Source organism: Klebsiella michiganensis (assembly GCF_015139575.1).
Lineage (GTDB): Bacteria > Pseudomonadota > Gammaproteobacteria > Enterobacterales > Enterobacteriaceae > Klebsiella > Klebsiella michiganensis.
In genome coordinates, this window is sequence record NZ_AP022547.1 from 4,630,045 (window position 1) to 4,649,111 (window position 19,067).

At 58.0% G+C, this 19,067-nt stretch carries 15 protein-coding genes; 3 read left to right on the top strand and 12 right to left on the bottom strand.

Annotation, left to right across the window (positions count from 1 at the left end; translation table 11 throughout):
* Positions 1-12: 12 nt before the first annotated feature.
* The 6 genes from JLG71_RS21775 to queA form a co-directional block, all read right to left on the bottom strand.
* Positions 13-1,404: a M24 family metallopeptidase gene (locus JLG71_RS21775; RefSeq protein ID WP_200913811.1), complete on the bottom strand. Its 1,392-nt coding sequence runs from the start codon at positions 1,402-1,404 to the stop codon at positions 13-15.
* Between the two features lie 116 nt (positions 1,405-1,520).
* Positions 1,521-2,492, bottom strand: a complete 972-nt coding sequence (secF, locus tag JLG71_RS21780) for a protein translocase subunit SecF (RefSeq protein WP_004848195.1) — start codon at positions 2,490-2,492, stop codon at positions 1,521-1,523.
* A gap of 10 nt (positions 2,493-2,502) precedes the next feature.
* The gene (secD, locus tag JLG71_RS21785) at positions 2,503-4,350 is read right to left on the bottom strand and encodes a protein translocase subunit SecD (protein ID WP_071957337.1); all 1,848 of its coding nucleotides are present in this window, start codon (positions 4,348-4,350) and stop codon (positions 2,503-2,505) included.
* Positions 4,351-4,377: 27 nt separating this feature from the next.
* The gene (yajC, locus tag JLG71_RS21790; protein ID WP_004099423.1) at positions 4,378-4,710 is read right to left on the bottom strand and encodes a preprotein translocase subunit YajC; all 333 of its coding nucleotides are present in this window, start codon (positions 4,708-4,710) and stop codon (positions 4,378-4,380) included.
* A gap of 22 nt (positions 4,711-4,732) precedes the next feature.
* Positions 4,733-5,860 carry a tRNA guanosine(34) transglycosylase Tgt gene (gene tgt, locus JLG71_RS21795; RefSeq protein ID WP_004129667.1) on the bottom strand — a complete coding sequence of 376 codons (1,128 nt, stop codon included), beginning with the start codon at positions 5,858-5,860 and terminating at the stop codon, positions 4,733-4,735.
* Between the two features lie 109 nt (positions 5,861-5,969).
* The gene (gene queA / locus JLG71_RS21800) at positions 5,970-7,034 is read right to left on the bottom strand and encodes a tRNA preQ1(34) S-adenosylmethionine ribosyltransferase-isomerase QueA (protein WP_032694142.1); all 1,065 of its coding nucleotides are present in this window, start codon (positions 7,032-7,034) and stop codon (positions 5,970-5,972) included.
* A gap of 91 nt (positions 7,035-7,125) precedes the next feature.
* Here queA and acpH point away from each other — a divergent pair, with 91 nt between their 5' ends.
* Both acpH and JLG71_RS21810 read left to right on the top strand, forming a co-directional pair.
* Entirely contained in the window at positions 7,126-7,707 is a 582-nt protein-coding gene (acpH, locus tag JLG71_RS21805) for an ACP phosphodiesterase (RefSeq protein ID WP_049083002.1), read from the top strand.
* 170 nt (positions 7,708-7,877) lie between these two features.
* Positions 7,878-8,480, top strand: coding sequence for a peroxiredoxin (locus tag JLG71_RS21810; RefSeq protein ID WP_004099418.1), 603 nt, complete (start codon positions 7,878-7,880; stop codon positions 8,478-8,480).
* A gap of 47 nt (positions 8,481-8,527) precedes the next feature.
* On the opposite strand, the gene JLG71_RS21815 is transcribed toward JLG71_RS21810, so the two are convergent.
* From JLG71_RS21815 to JLG71_RS21835, 5 genes are all read right to left on the bottom strand, one after another.
* Entirely contained in the window at positions 8,528-9,922 is a 1,395-nt protein-coding gene (locus JLG71_RS21815; protein ID WP_032748215.1) for a DUF3999 domain-containing protein, read from the bottom strand.
* Complete coding sequence (locus JLG71_RS21820) at positions 9,919-12,576, bottom strand: DUF2339 domain-containing protein (RefSeq protein ID WP_200913812.1); 2,658 nt, start codon at positions 12,574-12,576, stop codon at positions 9,919-9,921. Before JLG71_RS21820 ends, JLG71_RS21815 begins: the two co-directional genes overlap by 4 nt.
* 137 nt (positions 12,577-12,713) lie before the next feature.
* Positions 12,714-14,582 carry an amidohydrolase gene (locus tag JLG71_RS21825; RefSeq protein WP_014228153.1) on the bottom strand — a complete coding sequence of 623 codons (1,869 nt, stop codon included), beginning with the start codon at positions 14,580-14,582 and terminating at the stop codon, positions 12,714-12,716.
* 24 nt (positions 14,583-14,606) lie between these two features.
* On the bottom strand, positions 14,607-15,152 hold the full coding sequence (locus JLG71_RS21830) for an antibiotic biosynthesis monooxygenase (protein WP_004129650.1): 546 nt from the start codon (positions 15,150-15,152) through the stop codon (positions 14,607-14,609).
* A gap of 184 nt (positions 15,153-15,336) precedes the next feature.
* Positions 15,337-15,978 (bottom strand): hydrolase, encoded by a 642-nt coding sequence (locus JLG71_RS21835; RefSeq protein WP_004848179.1) that lies wholly within the window; start codon positions 15,976-15,978, stop codon positions 15,337-15,339.
* Between the two features lie 290 nt (positions 15,979-16,268).
* Between JLG71_RS21835 and JLG71_RS21840 the strand changes: the two genes are divergently transcribed.
* Positions 16,269-17,171: a LysR family transcriptional regulator gene (locus JLG71_RS21840; protein ID WP_014228151.1), complete on the top strand. Its 903-nt coding sequence runs from the start codon at positions 16,269-16,271 to the stop codon at positions 17,169-17,171.
* On the opposite strand, the gene malZ is transcribed toward JLG71_RS21840, so the two are convergent.
* Positions 17,168-18,985, bottom strand: coding sequence for a maltodextrin glucosidase (gene malZ, locus JLG71_RS21845; RefSeq protein ID WP_025107190.1), 1,818 nt, complete (start codon positions 18,983-18,985; stop codon positions 17,168-17,170). The two genes, JLG71_RS21840 and malZ, sit on opposite strands and share 4 nt — an antisense overlap.
* Positions 18,986-19,067: the final 82 nt, after the last annotated feature.

Genomic DNA, 19,067 nt, shown 5'->3' on the forward strand with positions numbered 1-19,067 from the left:
GACAGCATTGTGTCAGTATGGTGCGCACACCAGCGCGCGCTCGGGACTCAGCAGCCACGGACGCAGGTATCCCACGGTACTGGAAAATGGCAGCACCTCTTCAGGAAGCACAATGCCAAGCTGCTCGCCGATATACAAGCGCCGGGCGACGATACGCTGCCAGAGTTCGGGATAGCGCTGCGCCAGCTCCCGACGCAACGCGCTATCGGCAAGCGCCACGGTATCTTCAATGCTTGCGCCGCCGTAGCCCGGGCGGGAAGGAATGATGTCGATTTGCAGTATCATCCCGCTTTGCAGGCAGGCGGTTGAATGGGGGCCAATGGGCGAACAGAGCCACTCCTCATCCGCGACCAGATGCCCCGGATTCAGGTGCCAGTGATATTCCGCCTTCGGCAACGCCTGCTCTATCAGCGCATACATATCGCCGCCGCGCATGCCGATGCGCAGATTTTCCAGCCAGTTCACCACCGCGTTGAAATAGGGCTTCGCCACGACCTCAAGGTAATCAGCCACCTCGGGCGCCAGTTCGCTCTCACCGGCCACCACGTAGGCGGCGCGGCTGCTCAGGCCGCCTTTGAAGCCGGTGGTCAGCGAGAATTTATCTCCGCGCTGAATCACCTTATCGCCCGGATAAAGATTCGCCCAGGCGAAGCGCTCGCCGGTAGCGGCAATCATCACCACGCTATTAGGCTGCCCTTCCGCCGCCAGCAGCGCGCCGATTTGCTTTTCCGTTTTACCCGGCGCAACGGCGTTAAGCGCGGTGAGAATCGCGGTGGAAGCCAGATTTGCGCCGTACTCATAGTGCGCCAGCTCGTTGGCATTATTGGTGACTCGCGCTCCGCTTGCCGGGTCGATAAAAATGCCGGTGGCGTTAGTTAATCTTGCCTGCGGGCCGGCGGCCTGGCGAATAGCGTCCACGATAAAGGCAGGCAGATCGAACATCTGCGCGCGGTCATCCGCCGCGCCGGTAAAGAGCTTCCAGCCCGCCAGGCCAATTCGGTTTTCCGCCGCAACGCCTGCCTCCTGAAGCCGCTGAGCCAGCGTTTTACCGGTTTCCATCGGCTGATTGGGCAGCGAAAACCACGGGGCGTGAATCACACGGTTTTCCAGCCGGGCATGGCCTGCCAGCTTGAGATTCTCGTTACCCAGCACCAGCACCGCTTCACCGTCCCGATGCAGCACCAGCAGCGCCTCTTCGAAACGGGGAATAAAGCCGGTGAGATACTCAAAGTTGCCGCCGTGCTCTTTGTCGGCATAGACGATAAGCGTGTCTACGCCGGACTGACGCATATTTGCCAGCACCCTGGACTTGCGCAGCCGCAGCGTGTCGTCGTTAAGCGTAACGGAAGGCACATCGTGCCAGAGCGGGGGTTGAGGAACGGTGGAAAGCGTTACAACAGCCATCGGCATTTCTCCATGTCATTGCGTGCTGATACGGGAGAGTAACCAAAATCCGGGCGGCTGTAATAAAAAAATCCCGGCCTTGCGACCGGGATTCGTTTTATCGCTACGCGATTGCCTTACGGCAGAATTGACGGCTGATCCGCCCCTTCTTTCTCGACTTTCTGCTGCAGCATGTGCTCGCGCTTCATGCCCAGCTTCAGCGCCAGCGCGGACGCGACGTAGATAGAAGAAGCCGTACCGATGGAGACACCGATGAGCATGGTCAGCGAGAAGCCTTCCAGAATCGGACCGCCGAAGAGGTACAGCATCAGGATAACCATCAAGGTTGTCCCGGAGGTGATCAAGGTACGGTGCAGCGTTTGCGTCAACGACACGTTAAAGATTTCGTACGGCGTACCGCGGCGAATCTTGCGGAAGTTTTCACGAATACGGTCGGATACCACGATACTGTCGTTCAGCGAGTAGCCGATAACCGACATCAACGAGGCCACAATGGTCAGGTCGATCTCGATATGCAGTAGCGACAGCACGCCCATGGTGATCACCACGTCGTGCGCCAGCGCGATAACCACCCCTGCCGCCAGACGCCACTCAAAGCGGAAGCCGACGTAGATCAGGATACATACCAGCGCGGCTATCAGCGCCAGCGCGCCGGTCTGCGCAAGGTCCGCGCCAACGCTCGGCCCCACAAACTCAATACGTTTGACCGTCGCGTTCTGGCTGGTCGAGTCGTTAATCACGCTAACGACCTTGCTGCCCAGCTCCTGGCTGCCGTTGGCGTCATGCACCGGCGGCATACGCACCATGATGTCGCGGCTGCTGCCGAAGTTTTGCAGCTGCGGCTCTTCAAAGCCCGCCTTCTGCAGCGACTGACGCACCTGGTCCATATCGACAGGTTTTTCGAGGGTGATCTCAATCACCGTACCGCCGGTGAAATCCAGACCCCAGTTAAACCCGCGCACGCCAATAATAGCGATGGACAAAATCAGCAGAAAACCTGAAATGCCGAAAGCCCAGTAGTCCCAGCGCATAAAGTCCCAGACTTTACGGCCGTGGTTCAATTGTTCAACAGTATATTCCTGTGCCACAACGCACTCCTCAGATAGACAGCTTTTTAACGCGCTTGCCGCCGTACAGCAGGTTCACGATGGCACGGGTGCCGACGATAGCGGTAAACATTGAGGTCGCAATACCGATACCGGTGGTAATCGCAAACCCTTTAATGGCACCGGTACCGACCGCGTACAGGATAATGACTTTGATAAGCGTCGTAATGTTGGCATCAAAGATGGAGCTGAACGCGCCGCGATAACCTTCGTCAATCGCCTGCTGCACGGAGCGCCCGTTGCTCAGCTCTTCTTTAATACGTTCGTTAATCAGAACGTTCGCATCGACCGCCACCGCAAGGGTTAACACGATCCCCGCAATCCCCGGCATGGTCAGCGTCGCCCCCGGAATCAGGGACATAATGCCGACAATCAGCACCAGGTTAGCCACCAGCGCAGAGGTCGCAATCAGGCCGAACTTCTTGTAGAAGAAGATCATAAACAGGATGGAGACCACCAGACCGGCCAGACACGCTTCCAGGCCCTGCTTGATGTTCTGCATACCGAGGGTTGGACCGATGGTCCGTTCTTCAACAATCTGAATCGGCGCAATCAGCGCGCCTGCACGCAGCAGCAGGGAGAGCTGGCGCGCTTCGGTCGGGTTGCTGATGCCGGTAATACGGAAGCTGTTACCCAGACGAGACTGGATGTTGGCGATGTTAATCACCTCTTCCTCTTTCGCCAGAATCGCGCGCCCGTTGGCATCTTTCTTCCCGCTGTCTTTGTACTCCACAAACAGGGTCGCCATCGGTTTACCGATGTTGTCCTTGGTGAAGTTAGACATGATGTTGCCGCCAGCGCTATCCAGGGAGATGTTAACCTGCGCCTGGTTGTACTCATCCATGCTCGACGTCGAGTCGGTGATGTGGTCACCGGTGAGGATGACGCGCTTGTACAGCACAACCGGCTGGCCTTCGCGGGTATATTTCACTTCAGAGTCGCCCGGAACGCGACCGGCGGCCGCCGCGGCGCTATCAACGTTAGTGTTAACCAGACGGAATTCCAGGGTCGCGGTCGCGCCGAGGATCTCTTTCGCACGCGCGGTGTCCTGGATACCCGGCAGTTCAACCACAATACGGTCGGCGCCCTGACGCTGAACCAGAGGTTCGGCAACGCCCAGCTGGTTTACACGGTTACGCAGGATATTGATGTTCTGCTGAACGGCATATTCGCGGGCTTCTTTCAGACGGTCGTCGGTCATCACGGCTTTCAGGCCAGTGCTGCCCTGAGTGGAGATAACCAGATCGCGGTGACGAGGGCTAAGGTATGAGATAGCCTGGTCGCGCGCGGCGCTGTCGCGGAAAGCGATGCTCAGGCCGTAGTTGTCTTCTTTACGCACGGTCGCGTAAGGAATGCCTTTATCACGCAGTTCGCTGCGCAGGCTGTCGATATTTTGTTCCTGCAGTTTGCCCAGCGCGGTATCCATGTCGACTTCCATCAGGAAGTGCACGCCGCCGCGCAGATCAAGACCCAGCTTCATCGGCTCGGCATACAGGGCCGCCAGCCAGCGCGGGGTTGCCGGAGCAAGGTTAAGCGCCACGACGTATTTGTCACCCAGCACGCCCATCAGCGCTTCGCGCGCGCGCAGCTGGATATCAGTGGTGTCGAAGCGCGCAAGAATTGCGCCCTCTTCCAGTGCCACAGACTTCGCGGTAATTTTTTCTTCTTGTAGTGTTTTCTGGACCTGGATCAGCGTTTGCTCACTGGCGGCGACGCCGCGCGCGCCAGTGATTTGAACGGCCGGATCCTCACCATACAGGTTGGGAAGCGCATACACTAAGCCGACGACAATGACGACGACCAGCATGACGTACTTCCACAAAGGATAACGGTTTAACACGGCAGTTCCCTTAGGGAAAATGGGTAATTACAGCGCCTTCATGGTGCCTTTCGGCAGAACGGCAGCTACGAAGTCACGTTTGATAACCACTTCAGTGGTATCGTTCAGCGCGATAGCGATGTAGCCGCTTTCCGCGACTTTAGTGACGCGCCCAACCAGGCCACCGTTGGTCAGTACTTCATCGCCTTTGGCAATGGAGTTCATCAGGTTTTTATGTTCCTTGGTGCGTTTCTGCTGTGGGCGCAGGATCATGAAGTAAAAAATCAGACCAAACACCACCAGCATCAGGATCAGAGACATCGGGCTGCCCTGCGCCGCGCCACCGGTTGCTGCTACCGCATCAGAAATAAAAAAGCTCATTGAAATTCCCTCATTATTAAAATTAGTCAACGTTCAAAGGTGGAACGGTTCGACCCTGACGTTGGTAAAAATCGGTCACGAAGCTCTCTAATTTACCCTCTTCAATAGCCTTGCGTAAACCAGCCATTAAGCGCTGATAGTATCGCAGGTTATGAATGGTATTGAGTCGCGCGCCCAATATTTCGTTGCAACGGTCAAGATGATGCAAGTAAGCGCGTGAATAGTTGCGACAGGTGTAGCAATCACATTCTGCATCCAGCGGCGAAGTATCGCTCTTGTGCTTCGCGTTACGGATTTTCACCACGCCGTCGGTGACGAACAGGTGGCCGTTGCGCGCATTGCGCGTCGGCATGACGCAGTCGAACATATCGATCCCGCGACGCACCCCTTCAACCAGATCTTCCGGCTTACCGACGCCCATCAGGTATCGCGGCTTGTCGGCCGGGATCTGCGGGCAGACGTGCTCCAGAATACGGTGCATATCTTCCTTCGGCTCGCCGACAGCCAAACCGCCGACAGCGTAGCCATCAAAGCCAATCTCTACCAGACCTTTAACAGAGATATCACGTAAATCTTCGTAAACGCTGCCCTGAATGATGCCAAACAGCGCGTTTTTGTTGCCCAGACCGTCAAACCGATCGCGGCTGCGCTTCGCCCAGCGCAGGGACATTTCCATCGAGCGCTTAGCGTAATCCCAGTCCGCCGGATACGGCGTACATTCGTCAAAGATCATCACAATATCGGAACCGAGATCGTACTGAATCTCCATGGATTTTTCCGGATCGAGGAAAATCGGATCGCCGTTGATCGGGTTGCGGAAGTGCACGCCCTGCTCGGTGATTTTGCGAATATCGCCGAGGCTGAAGACCTGGAAGCCGCCGGAGTCGGTGAGGATCGGTCCTTTCCACTGCATAAAGTCGTGCAGATCGCCGTGCAGCTTCATGATCTCCTGACCAGGACGCAGCCACAGATGGAAGGTGTTGCCGAGGATGATTTGCGCGCCGGTCGCTTCAACTTCTTCCGGCGTCATCCCTTTCACGGTGCCATAGGTGCCAACCGGCATAAAGGCTGGCGTTTCAACGACGCCGCGCTCAAACACAAGACGGCCGCGGCGCGCGCGACCATCGGTGGTATCTAACTCAAATTTCATTATCACTCCCGCGTCAGAAAAACAGTCTGACGTTTAACGACTCGCTACGGAATGATTCCATAGCTAATAAATTCCTGAAGGCGTCAAAATAGCCAGCGCGACAGCCTTCTTATGGGCGCTCAAAAATAGCCTGCGGATTGTACGTGATAAACATCGCGTCCCCGTAGCTAAAAAAGCGATATTTTTGTTCTACCGCAGCCTTATAGGCGTTCATGGTGTGCTGATAGCCGGCAAATGCGGAAACCAGCATAATCAGCGTGGATTCAGGCAGATGGAAGTTGGTCACCAGCGCATCAATGACTTTGTACTGATAGCCCGGGTAGATGAAAATCTGCGTATCGCCGAAGAAAGGCTCAATCAGGTCGTTTTTCGCCGCCTGCGCCGCGCTTTCCAGCGAACGCACCGAGGTCGTGCCCACCGCAATCACCCGGCTGCCGCGCGCTTTTGCCGCCAGCACCGCATCGACCACCTCCTGCGGCACTTCCGCATATTCAGAGTGCATAATATGCTCTTCAATGCTGTCTACGCGTACCGGCTGGAAGGTTCCTGCCCCCACGTGCAGCGTGACGAACGCCATCTCAACGCCCTTTTCGCGAAGCTTCGCCAGCATCGGCTCATCAAAGTGCAGGCCGGCGGTTGGCGCCGCAACGGCGCCCGGTTTTTCGCTGTATACGGTCTGATACAGCTCGCGGTCGGCGTCTTCGTCAGGACGATCGATGTACGGCGGCAGCGGCATATGGCCGATAGCGTTGAGAATGTCCAGCACGCTGCGCGCGTCGTCGAACTCAACTTCAAACAGCGCGTCGTGGCGCGCAACCATGGTCGCTTTAATGCTTTCATCGTCGCCGAGCAGCAGCGCCGCGCCCGGTTTCGGCGCTTTAGACGCGCGAATATGTGCCAGAATACGTTTATCATCGAGCATGCGCTCGACCAGCACCTCAATCTTGCCGCCGCTGGCTTTACGGCCAAACAGGCGGGCCGGGATCACGCGGGTATTATTAAAAACCAGCAGATCGCCAGGGTTGAGCTTGTCGAGTAAATCGGTGAAAGTACCGTGCGTCAGCGCGCCCGTCGGCCCGTCTAATGACAGCAAGCGGCAGCTGCTGCGCTCGGGCATGGGATAGTGGGCAATCAGGGATTCGGGTAATTCAAAGGAGAAATCGGCGACGCGCATGGCATATACTCATGACTTAAAAACAGGCGGCTTAGTCTAGTGCTCACACCTCTTCGCTGCAACAACTAGCCGTATCCGGATAACGAATCGCATGAATTTTCTCGCACACCTGCACCTCGCCCATCTCGCTGACAGCTCCCTTTCCGGTAATTTACTGGCCGATTTCGTTCGCGGCGACCCCGCCGGCGAGTGGCCCGCTGACGTCGTGGAGGGCATTTTTATGCACCGCCGGATCGATGTACTGACGGATAACCTGCCCGAAGTCACCGAAGCCAAAGGGTGGTTTCGTCCCGAAACGCGCCGGGTTGCGCCGATTACGCTGGATGTGATGTGGGACCATTTCTTGTCACGCCACTGGACGCAGCTGTCGCCCGAGCTGCCGCTGCCGGAGTTTGTCCGCTACGCCCACGCCCAGGTCACGTTTATTTTGCCCGATTCCCCGCCGCGTTTTGTCAATCTCAACGAATACCTGTGGTCAGAGCGCTGGCTTGAACGCTATCGGGATATGGCGTTTATTCAGCGGGTTCTGAACGGTATGGCCAGCCGCCGTCCGCGGCTGGACGCCCTGCGCGACTCCTGGCAGGATCTGGATACCCATTACGATCGTCTTGAGCATCAGTTCTGGCGCTTCTACCCGCAGATGATGGCGCAGGCGAAAAAAGGTGAACTGTAAAAGATTGCGCTTTTTTGGCAAAAGACTATTCTGAATAGCCGTTTCAAATAACGATTGATAGGCAAAACCTATCTCATCGATTGTCAGCGTCACGTTGAGTTCGCCGGCGCCTCTCCCTATACTTGCCCGCGTTGCGTTCCAATTAACCTTAGTATTAACAGGAGAATCATATGGTTCTGGTTACTCGTCAGGCTCCGGACTTCACCGCGGCAGCGGTTTTAGGTAACGGCGAAATCGTTGAGAAATTCAACTTCAAACAGCACACCAGCGGTAAAGCCACCGTTCTGTTCTTCTGGCCGATGGACTTCACCTTCGTTTGCCCGTCTGAACTGATCGCGTTCGACAAGCGCTACGAAGAATTCCAGAAACGCGGCGTAGAAGTGGTTGGCGTTTCTTTTGACTCCGAGTTCGTCCACAACGCGTGGCGTAACACCCCGGTAGACCAGGGCGGCATCGGCCCGGTTAAATACGCCATGGTTGCTGACATCAAACGCGAAATCCAGAAAGCGTACGGTATTGAGCACCCGGACGAAGGCGTTGCCCTGCGTGGTTCCTTCCTGATCGACGCCAACGGCGTTGTTCGTCACCAGGTGGTTAACGACCTGCCGCTGGGCCGTAACATCGACGAAATGCTGCGTATGGTTGACGCGCTGCAGTTCCACGAAGAGCACGGCGAAGTTTGTCCGGCGCAGTGGGAAAAAGGAAAAGAAGGTATGGCCGCTTCTCCGGAAGGCGTCGCTAAATACCTGACCGAGAACGTATCCAGCCTGTAATCGGCGTACGTTCGGCAAAAGGCTCGCAGATGCGAGCCTTTTTTGTTTTATACGGAGCCGCTTTTTTTCACTTCGCGCCAGATTCGCCACGCCATCAGCGCCAGCACCAGGACGCCCACTATTAGCGCTCCCCACACCAGCAGCGTTTTCCAGCCGCTCTGCTGCTCGGTAGCCGACGTCGCCGTCAACCGCGCTTCACCGCCGAGGGTGACGCTCTCCTGCGCGACGGCCAGCGGTAGATCGCTTACAGCCTGCGTTTTGCGCAGCGACGCCGGTATCAGCATGTCCATGGCGACATCTGCCTTTGGCGCCGCCCGGTTGCCCCAGGCCAGCATATAAGGCCCTTTTCCCTGGGTATTAAAAATCAGCTGGTATTTGTCTCGCGCACCGCTTATCGCGGGCAGCGACGTCGGTAATCGGGCGTTAATCGTTGTGATCCGCACCGCTTCAACCGGCTGGCCTGAAAGTTGAATATCCTCCGAACGCTTGCCGTCCAGTCGATACAGCACGGTTTTGGTCAGCGGCTGCCAGGCTTCTTTTTCGCCGCTGCGCCAGGAGAGCGCGACCGGTAGAACCCCTTCGCTGGCCATCGATATCCTGAGCGAAGTCAGCGGCTGAGGCCGGGCCCAGCGCCAAACGGCTTCCTCATCTGAAATCTTGTTCGCCTGCGCATCAAGCTCAATGCGCGTAGACTCGGGCTCTCTGCGTTCGGCCAGGGCCGTCACGCTATTTAACACGACCGCCTTGCTTTGCGAATCGAGGAGCACCAGCAGGTAACGATTCCCGTCCGCGGAGAGCGTCAGGTCAGCGCTTATGGTATCCATTTTCAAACGATCGCTATCGCGCGCCAGATCCATAAGGGGCGCATCCTCCTGGACAGGGCGCCAGTACTTTAAATCCCGACTGGAATAGACCGACGCTTTCCCCTGCCAGCTGCCCGCCAGCGCCGCCCAGTTCAGCCGCAGCTGAGCCAGCGCAAACGCGTCCGTTTTCTCCGTTGGCAGCGTCAGTAAGTAGCTCTGCCCGAGCGCCTTCGCATCATCGGTTTCCAGATGAATTTCGATCCCCGTTGTTGAACGCAGGACCAGCGATTCTCCGCCGCGTCGCCCCTCTTCGCGCGGCGGAACCGGCGACATCTCCAGAGGGAAAAGCCGCAGCGTCATCGCTTCAGGCGTAACGGGCTGCGCCTTCTGCACCTGCAGCGCGAACGGTACGGTCTCTCCCTGATGGTTAAATACCCGCACATCGCGCAGGTCAGGCCACGCCGTCCCCTGATAGAGCAGCGGGGAAAGCTCGACGCGATACCAGGGCGACGCGCCGGTGGTTTCCAGCATCACCCCCTGCATATAGTCCAGTGGTTTTTCTCGCGCTTCATCGCCGCTGACAGCCGCGCCCGTCACGCCCAGCAGCACGCTGCATAACACCGCTTTCATCCATTTCATTTTTCTTCTCCTGCTTTGGGCGGTAACGGGGAAAAATACCCGACGATCAGCACCAAAATAGCCACGCCGATAAACGCGACAGCGCGCGCCAGCCCGCCGCCGCGCGCGCTGTCCACCAGCATGAGTTTCACAATGACAACGCCTAACAACGCCGCGCCGCACAGCCATTCGCGGCGGGAGTGTCGCCGCGTCGCACGCAGCATGACCGCCAGCGCCGCCAGCGTCCAGACCAGAGCGAAAGTGGTCTGAATTAAGCGCGAATGCCACAGCGCCTCTATATTCCAGGCCACCTCGCCGTACCAGGCCAGGGCGCGCAGCAGCAGGCCATTCAGCCACCAGAAGCCGAGCGCCAGCAGCGCGACCGCGGGCCAGGGGCGGCATACCGATAGCTGCAGCGGAAAATAACGCCGCGAAACGCGATAAAATATCGTCAGCCCAAGCAGCGCGAAAGCGGCGCCCTCTTCCAGCGGGTTAATCAACGGCAAATAGGTCTGACCGTAGACCGTACCATCCTGCACGTTCGTCAGCGTTAGCAGGCATCCCAGCGCAACCGCCACAGGTATCATGGCCTGAGAGGCATACAGCCCAGGCCATACCCGGAATGGCCATATTTGCCGATGAACGGCTTCAGAGACAAGGAAGATCAGCCCCCCGCCTGCCGCCATCATTAATCCACTCGCCCAGGCCGACATCCCCCACGGCAAATCCCGGGTAAACCAAAACAGCTCCATCGCCAGCGCCAGCAACACCATCCAGAACAGCGACAGGTGGGCGAGCCTGTTTATGCGCGGCGGGAGCGAAGGCCCATCACGCCAGAGCAGCGCCACCGCCGCGGGCAGCGCCGCGCACCAGGCCAGATTTTGCCAGCCAGCAGCGAAAATCTGCCGTTGGGATAGCTGATAAAACAGCACTATCAGCATCATTGGCCACAACAACCATTTGCTGGCATCCAGCTCTTGCCAGACTAAACGCGCAGCGACCGCGCGCCAGCACCATACCGACGCGGCCAGCGTCGACAGCACGCCAAATATAATCTGCGAGTCTTTACTCAACGCCAGCTGCGATGCGCCGACAAGCGCCACCACCCAGAACAGTAGCCCGCCCAAAAGCAGTCCTCCACTGGCGTGCACTTCAATGCTTCGCCACAGCCAGGCGGCGACCAGCCAGCTAAGACTGAGTACAGCGAAAATCAGCAGCAAAGAAAGCGGCGTGGCGTCATTTGCCTGCGCCCAGAGCGCGCTGCCAACCGCCAAAAAGAGTAGCGCAGTCCCACTATAGCTCATGCGCCGCTGCTGCTGTTGCACGCCCAGCCAGAGGATCCCAAGCCCCTCCAGCGACCAGGCCATCGCGGTCCAGCGAGCCGAAAGCGCAAGGGGAATAGCAAGGGTGGTAAATGCGCCGCCGAGCGCCAGCGCGGCCAGTACCAGCGGCTTCCCTAAAGAGGGGTAGCGACGCAGTGCCAGCCAGGCTAAAGCCAGATAGAAGCCACCGTAGCCCAGCGCGCTGAGCGCCGGACCGTATTCCATATGCCGGGTGATAGCGTACTGCATACCAAAGCCGACCAGCGGCGGTGCAAACAGCAGAACGCCGTCAATAATCTGCTTACCCTTTTCCTGCGCCCGCAGCGACAGCGCCACGCTTAACACGCCAAAAATAAGCGTATTGGCGATTAAGAACAGCTGGCAGCTCAGGTAATACTCTGGCCGATAATCATTCAGCCCCCACAGGCCACCGACGCCAAAGGTAAACAGCAGGCCAAGCAGATTAAGCTCCCGCCAGTGCTGGCGGATGCTGATGGCAAGAATGCCCACCGACAGCAGAAGATAGAATGAGAACAACGCCACATGACTGCCGCCGCCGGTAGAGAGCAGCAGCGGCGCAAGATAACCGCCAAGACTCGCCAGCATGGCCAGACTGAGCGCTTTTTGCACAATCGCCAGCCCTACGCTCGCCGCGCAAATCACCACCAGCAGCGCAAACGCCAGGGTCATCGGCAGCATCTGCCACAGGCGAAAGGCGCCAAAAACGGTGAGATAGAGCGCCCCCGTTGCCCCACCCTGTAAGATCAGGGCGTACATCGGTTGCTTATGCCGCAACCGCCATCCGACAGCCAGCAGGACAATGGCGAACAACGACGCCGCGACCAGACGCAACTCGAGGGGGAAAAGAGCGTGTTCCACGGTATAGCGCAGCAGAAAGGAGAGGCCAAGAAACAGCAGCAGGATCCCGAGCTTCGCCAGCGGGTTACCCTGCATAAACCAACGAACCAATGACGATACCATCCCGCCAAACGCGGAAGGTTGTTCGGTTTCAGGAGCCGATTTCGCCATCTGCTCCGGCTTCGGCGTTGGCTTCGGCTGCGAAAGCCATGGGTCAACGGCTTCCGCCACGGGCGCCGGTGATGGCTCGTGTTCTACCAGCGCTGTTGCGTCAACAGAGGCAACGACTTCCGGAGCAGTCGGCACGACGCCACTTGCCTCCGCCACCGGTGCCTGCGCAACGCCGCGCAGCTCAAGCTCCTCAACCCGACGCTGCAAAGCCGCCAGTTCCACACGGACCGCCGCGCTGCGCCTGAGCGCGGCAATCGCCACGAGCGGCCCAACCACCAGCCCACAGAATAAAATCACAGCGCCAAAGATCAGTAGATCATCCATGTTCTCACCTTCACTGTTTGAAGAGGGAGCAGAATGACACACATTGTCTTATCAGCGCTATCCGAGAAAATGAAAAAAGGCCAATGAGGGCGTGGATGCTCTCATTGGCCTACCGGTACTAATAAGCGTCCGTCGCGCTAAAAAGCAAAGCAGGAGCAGCCGAGTACGCCCCAGAACGCCTGCTCATCGGCAACCGGAATCGCCGATTTGCGCGCAATATCATGCTGATGCCCATGTACGCCGCAGCTGCCGCAGCACTGGTGCATCTGAACTATCGCGCCGATATTCGCGGCCGTCGGCGGCGCGGAACGGTAATGGCCCGGAACTTTCACCACCGGCGACCACTCGGGCAGCACCGGAATGGGCGGCGGCGCCAGCGGCGAAAAGTGTCCTGCCGCGTACACCACCTTGCCGTCCACCACCGTCAGCACCGACTCGATCCCCTTGATTTCCTCTTCCGCGACGCTGAAGTAGTCTTTCGACAGCACCACCAGGTCGGCAAGCTGGCCTTGCTCAATGCGCCCTTTCTTGCCCTGCTCGCTGGAAAACCACGCGCTTCCCGCCGTCCACAGCTCCAGCGCCACGTCGCGCGGCAGGCGGTTGCTGTCGTCGTACATCGCCATCCCGCCGACGGTACGCCCTGATACCAGCCAGTAAAGCGCGGTCCACGGATTGTAGCTCGCCACGCGGGTGGCATCCGTCCCCAGACCCACCGGAACCTCCAGTTCGAGCATTTTCGCGACCGGCGGTGTATGTTTGACCGCGTCTTTACCGTAGCGGTCGACAAAATATTCGCCCTGGAAAGCCATACGGTGCTGTACGGCAATGCCGCCGCCCAGCGCTTTAACGCGTTCGATATTGCGCTCGGTGATGGTTTCCGCATGATCGAAGAACCAGTGCAGCCCGTTGAACGGAATATCGCGATTCACCTTCTCGAAGACGTCGAGCATCCGGCTGATGGATTCATCATAGGTGGCGTGCAGGCGGAACGGCCAGCGGTGTTCAACGAGATGGCGCACCACCCGCTCCAGCTCATCTTCCATCCCTTCCGGCAGATCCGGACGCGGCTGGAGGAAGTCTTCGAAATCCGCCGCCGAGAAAACCAGCATCTCCCCGGCGCCGTTGGCGCGGTAAAAATCGGTGCCCTGTCCCGGCTTGAGCATATCGGTCCAGCGCTCAAAATCTTCCAGCTCCTGCTTAGGCCGCTGGGTAAACAGGTTATAGGCGATACGTACGGTCATCTGCTCTTTGGCGTGCAGCTGTTCAATAATTTCATAATCTTCCGGGTAGTTCTGGAAACCGCCCCCGGCATCAATAGCGCTGGTCAGCCCCAGACGATTAAGCTCGCGCATAAACTGCCGCGTTGAGTTGACCTGAAGTTCCAGCGGCAGCTTCGGCCCTTTGGCCAGCGTCGAGTAGAGGATCATCGCATTGGGTTTGGCGATCAGCATCCCGGTCGGGTTGCCGTTACCGTCGCGAACGATCTCGCCGCCCGCCGGATCCGGGGTCTCTTTGGTGTAGCCCACCGCCTTCAGCGCCGCGCGGTTTAGCAATGCGCGATCGTACAGATGCAGGACAAATACCGGCGTATCCGGCGCCGCATCGTTAAGCTCCTCCAGCGTCGGCATCCGCCGTTCGGCGAACTGGAACTCGCTCCAGCCGCCGACCACCCGCACCCACTGCGGCGACGGCGTGCGGTCGGCCTGATCTTTTAGCATCCGCAGCGCGTCCGCCAGCGAGGGAACCCCCTCCCAGCGCAGCTCCAGATTGTAGTTCAGGCCGCCGCGGATCAGGTGCAGGTGGGAGTCGTTCAGGCCGGGGATCGCCGTATGGCCTTTGAGATCGATAATTTGCGTCCCGTCCGCGGCAAAGCTCATGATCCGATCGTGGCTACCGACGGCGAGAATTTTACCGTCAGCGATCGCCACCGCATCGGCCAGGGGATTTTGACGATCGAGAGTATGAACCCGACCGTGGGTCAGGATCAGTGTGGCAGTTTGCGACATAACGCACTCCTTCAGGAGACTGGCTCAGTTTTTCTTTAACCAGCCAGCAAACAGACGGGTCACGATGGGCATCCAGAACCAGACCACCAGCGCGACCACACAGGCATCATTGATCAGATGCAGCAACAGGCTTCCCTTCAGCGAGGGCAACAGTATTCCGGTTATTGACGGCACCAGGTTTGTACTGGGGAAAATCACCAGCAGGGTGATTAAAAATTGCTTCCAGCGTCGCGGTTGACGCACGTTCGCCGCGGGCGGCGTAAACCAGAAGGCCGGTTCAGTCCGGACTTCGGTACGATCGCCTTCGCTCAGCAGCGGCGCAATTTCCGCCACCAGCTGGCGGCGGGTCTCCGACTGGGTCCAGGCGTAAAGATGCTCAATGGTGTCGAAGCGAATAATCACGCTCCATAAATTCTGCCCGGGGGCCGGACGAATGACGTTTGCGCCAAGATGGCCGGGAAACTCTGCCGCAATCGGCATAATTTTGCCCAGCCACGCTTCATACCGCTGGCCATGCTCCGGGTCGAGCACATGGCTGATCACCAGGGTCACCGATTTCTGTTGCGCCATTAAGAGTTCCTTGCTTCAGGGAATGGCGGGTTGTCCGCCGCCATTCGCTATACATGACCATACAAAAAATCATTCATGCTGCGTCGAGGCGGCAAGGTTGTTCGTCCCCGGGAGCTGACATGAGTCAGTGACCGGGGCGGGCAAACGAAGCCAACAAAGAGGCAGCTTGAAGGATGAAGTGTATTTAAGCTTTACGCTCTGGCGCGCCGTGCACCATGGTATAAGCGTAATCCACGCCCATCCCGTAGGCGCCGCTGTGCTCGCGCACCAGGTCCATCACCGCGTCATACGTCTCTTTACGCGACCAGTCGCGCTGGTACTCCAGCAGCACCTGCTGCCAGGTTACCGGCACCGCGCCGGCCTGCACCATACGGTCAATGGAGCGTTCGTGGGCATCAACCGAGGTGCCGCCGGAGGTATCGGTCACCACGTAAACTTCATAGCCCGCATCCAGCGCCATCAGCGCCGGGAAAGTCAGGCAGACTTCCGTCCACAGTGCGGAAATAATCAGTTTCTTGCGTCCGGTCGCCTTTACCGCTTCAACAAAAGCCGCGTCTTCCCAGGAATTCATTGAGGTACGTTCAATAGGTTTCACATCAGGATGTACGGCCAGCAGTTCCGGCCAGATATAGCCGCTGAAGCTTTTGGTTTCTACTGAGGTATAAATCACCGGAACATTAAAAATTTTGCCCGCTTTGGCTAAGGCCACCGTATTATTTTTCAGGGTCTGACGGTCAATATTGGCCACGCCAAAAGACATTTGCGGCTGGTGGTCAATAAAAATAAGCGCTGAGTTTGAGGGATCGATCAGTTCACGAATAGACATAACATATCCTGTTAATCAATGAGTTAAAAAGATACTACCGTTTCCGTTGTGCTGTCTGGATCCTGACTGATAAAGCATGGTGAGTATAGTCAGTAATTTCTAACGAGTTATTAAAGATTTTTTTCTGATTTATTTCCAAAGCGAAAGTTATGACTATTCGATTAACCATTACAAGATGGGCGAAATTATGTTTATCAAATTTTTACGGTTAACCGTTCTAAATTATTCACTGGAATTGAACAGGGCGCTCCGGTAAAACGGGGGCACTCTTTTTTACCGGAAGCTGACGCATGCGCCTGAACCTTGATGTCCTGTTGATTCTCGACGCGCTGGACAAACATGGCTCTTTTGCCACCGCCGCAGAATCGCTATTTAAAACCCCTGCCGCGCTGAGCTACATGATTCAAAAGCTGGAAAACGATCTGAATATCACTCTGTTGGATCGCTCCGGGCACCGGGCAAAATTTACCGATACGGGCAGAATGATGCTGGAGAAAGGCCGATTGCTGCTGAATGCCGCCAAAGATCTGGAAAAGCAGGCGGTGCAGCTCAGCGCCGGTTGGGAACGGGATCTGGCAATCGCCCTGGATGACTCTTTCCCGTTTAGCGCGCTGCTGCCGCTGATCGACGCGTTCTACGCCCAGCATCCGCAAACCCGCCTTAACTTTACCCACCATACTCTTGCGGGCTCGTGGGAAGAGCTCACCCACAACGGCGCGGATATTATTCTCGGGGCGATCAATGAACCGCCGACCTCCGCCGAATGGTCGTGGAAAATGCTCGGCGCCATGGACAATATTTTCGTCATCGCGCCAGGGCATCCGCTGGCGGAAACAACCCAACCGCTGACCAATAAGCAGCTCAGCCTGCATCGCGCGGTGGTTATCAGCGACAGCGCCCGCTACTGCCATCCGCTCAACAGCAACCTGCTCGACGAGCAGCCGCAAATCCGCGTCGATGATTTCGCCAGTAAAGTCGAACTCTTGCGCGCCGGGCTGGGCTGCGGCTTTTTACCGCGCCACATTGCCCGGCCGTGGCTGGAAAAAGGCGAGCTGGTCGAAAAGGCCGTCATCTCCTGCCGCGAGAAAGATATCACCTATATGGCCTGGCGCAGCGGCAACGACGGGCTGGCCCAGCGCTGGTGGCGCGAGGCCATTTTGCAAAGTGAAAGCCTGAGCCAGCTCTACGACTAGCGGCTAAACCAGACGCTGGCGGAGATCGCCGGTAGCGTCAGCACGCCGTCGTGTAGCGCCCCGGCGCCCTCTTTCAGCTGCCAGCCGTTGACATCGAGCAGCGGCGAATCCTCCACCACCACCTCGCAGGCTTCGCCGCGGTTGATCGCCACCAGCACGCGCTGCTGTTTATAGACGCGCACGAACACCACCACGTTATCTTCGGCATAAATCACCTGACAGCCGCCGTAGCGCAGCGCCTGATTGGCCTTACGCAGCTTGCTCATCCGCTTGTACAGTTCGAGCAGAGCGCCATCCTGCAAAGCCGGATCCCACGGGAACGGCTTACGGCAGAACGGATCGTTATTGCCATCCACGCCCACTTCATCGCCGTAGTAAATGCACGGCACGCCCGGCCAGCTAAATAGCCACACTACCGCCAGCGGCAGGCGGGCAACATCTTTGCCGAGCAGAGACTTAAAGCGCGCGGTATCGTGGCTATCCAGCTGGTTAAACATCCGCAGCTGCTGCTGGTGCGACAGTCCGGCACGATAGTTATCCATCCACGCCATACAGGTCTGCGCATCGATTTTCTGAGGATCGTAGGAGATATCGGTGTTCGCGAGAAAGCCCCACAGCGGAAAGGTAAAGCCGCGGTAGTTCATCGCCGAGTCTTCAACGTCGGCCTGTAGCCACTGGCGCGCGTCGCCGAAATGCTCACCGAACACGAAAGCGTCCGGCCGCTCCAGCTTCGCCGCCTGGGTAATGCCGGCGATATGGCGCAGGTTATTGCGCGCCCCGCCCTCTTCGCCCAGCATATGCACCACATCCAGGCGCCAGCCGTCCATGCTCCATGGCGCTTTCAGCCAGTGGCGCACGATACTATCTTCCCCGCCATAGATTTCATCGATCAGCGTCGACGACCGGTAGTCCAGCTTAGGCAAGCTGGCGTATCCCAACCAGTCGTGGGCAACGCCCTCGGGGGAAAAATTATACCAGTCGCGCCACGGCGAATCGGCGTTATGGCAGGCGCCGCCGCTACCGCGCTGGTGGCGGTCGAACCAGGCATGCGAATCGCCGCTATGGTTGAACACGCCATCGAGGATCAGACGCATTCCCTCTTTTTGCGTATGGTGGCGCAGGCGCAGCAGCGCCGCATCGCCGCCAAACTGCGGATCAACGCGACGATAATCCTCGGTATCATATTTATGCACGCTGGGGGCGACAAATACCGGATTCAGGTACAGCGCCGTTACGCCAAGCTGCTTCAGGTACGGCAGCCGCTCGCTGATACCATCGAGATCGCCGCCGTAAAAGGTGGAGCCGCCCGCCTCGGCGGTTAGCGGTTCATCCCACGCTTTGCGTACGATGTCGTGACCGGCGGCGTGATGGTAATAAATCGCATCCTGTCCCGCTTCGCGAGACTCGCTGCGGGCAAAACGGTCAGGGAAGATTTGATAAAATACCTGATCGGCTACCCACTGCGGTCCGCTGTCCGGCAGATCGACCGCAAACTGCTCCAGCCTCGCCGGCGGAAAGCGGTTGAACCCCTGCGGCGTGAACCACAGCTGGCGGTCGGCCCACAGCAGCTTGAAGCTGTAGCGGCGACGCGGCTGCCCGTTAACGAGGCTGATTTCCCCGCGCCACGCCACCACGCCCGGATGCGGCTCCTGCCGCAGGCGGTGCATCGGCAGCGACAGCTCTTCGTTATCCTCTTCCGCGCGCAGCGTGACCCGCGGCGGCAGATCGTCCCCGCTTAACCATAGCGTAATAATCAGTCGTTCCTGCTGTTCCTTAATAAACGGAGCAACCGGGAGGTGCCATGCCTTCAACATCATTATTCCTCTCTTTGCAGAATGGGCACACCTTGCCACAGCGTACTGGCGTATGACTCATCATCGGCAGAATTATTGGGGG

What these genes read in the sequence shown, in the direction of transcription:
- JLG71_RS21815 (WP_032748215.1), bottom strand. Translation starts at nt 9,922, where the DNA reads ATGAAATGGATGAAAGCGGTGTTATGCAGCGTGCTGCTGGGCGTGACG.
- malZ (WP_025107190.1), bottom strand. Translation starts at nt 18,985, where the DNA reads ATGTTGAAGGCATGGCACCTCCCGGTTGCTCCGTTTATTAAGGAACAG.
- JLG71_RS21810 (WP_004099418.1), top strand. Translation starts at nt 7,878, where the DNA reads ATGGTTCTGGTTACTCGTCAGGCTCCGGACTTCACCGCGGCAGCGGTT.
- JLG71_RS21820 (WP_200913812.1), bottom strand. Translation starts at nt 12,576, where the DNA reads ATGGATGATCTACTGATCTTTGGCGCTGTGATTTTATTCTGTGGGCTG.
- queA (WP_032694142.1), bottom strand. Translation starts at nt 7,034, where the DNA reads ATGCGCGTCGCCGATTTCTCCTTTGAATTACCCGAATCCCTGATTGCC.
- JLG71_RS21830 (WP_004129650.1), bottom strand. Translation starts at nt 15,152, where the DNA reads ATGGCGCAACAGAAATCGGTGACCCTGGTGATCAGCCATGTGCTCGAC.
- JLG71_RS21840 (WP_014228151.1), top strand. Translation starts at nt 16,269, where the DNA reads ATGCGCCTGAACCTTGATGTCCTGTTGATTCTCGACGCGCTGGACAAA.
- acpH (WP_049083002.1), top strand. Translation starts at nt 7,126, where the DNA reads ATGAATTTTCTCGCACACCTGCACCTCGCCCATCTCGCTGACAGCTCC.
- JLG71_RS21775 (WP_200913811.1), bottom strand. Translation starts at nt 1,404, where the DNA reads ATGGCTGTTGTAACGCTTTCCACCGTTCCTCAACCCCCGCTCTGGCAC.
- JLG71_RS21835 (WP_004848179.1), bottom strand. Translation starts at nt 15,978, where the DNA reads ATGTCTATTCGTGAACTGATCGATCCCTCAAACTCAGCGCTTATTTTT.
- tgt (WP_004129667.1), bottom strand. Translation starts at nt 5,860, where the DNA reads ATGAAATTTGAGTTAGATACCACCGATGGTCGCGCGCGCCGCGGCCGT.
- JLG71_RS21825 (WP_014228153.1), bottom strand. Translation starts at nt 14,582, where the DNA reads ATGTCGCAAACTGCCACACTGATCCTGACCCACGGTCGGGTTCATACT.
- yajC (WP_004099423.1), bottom strand. Translation starts at nt 4,710, where the DNA reads ATGAGCTTTTTTATTTCTGATGCGGTAGCAGCAACCGGTGGCGCGGCG.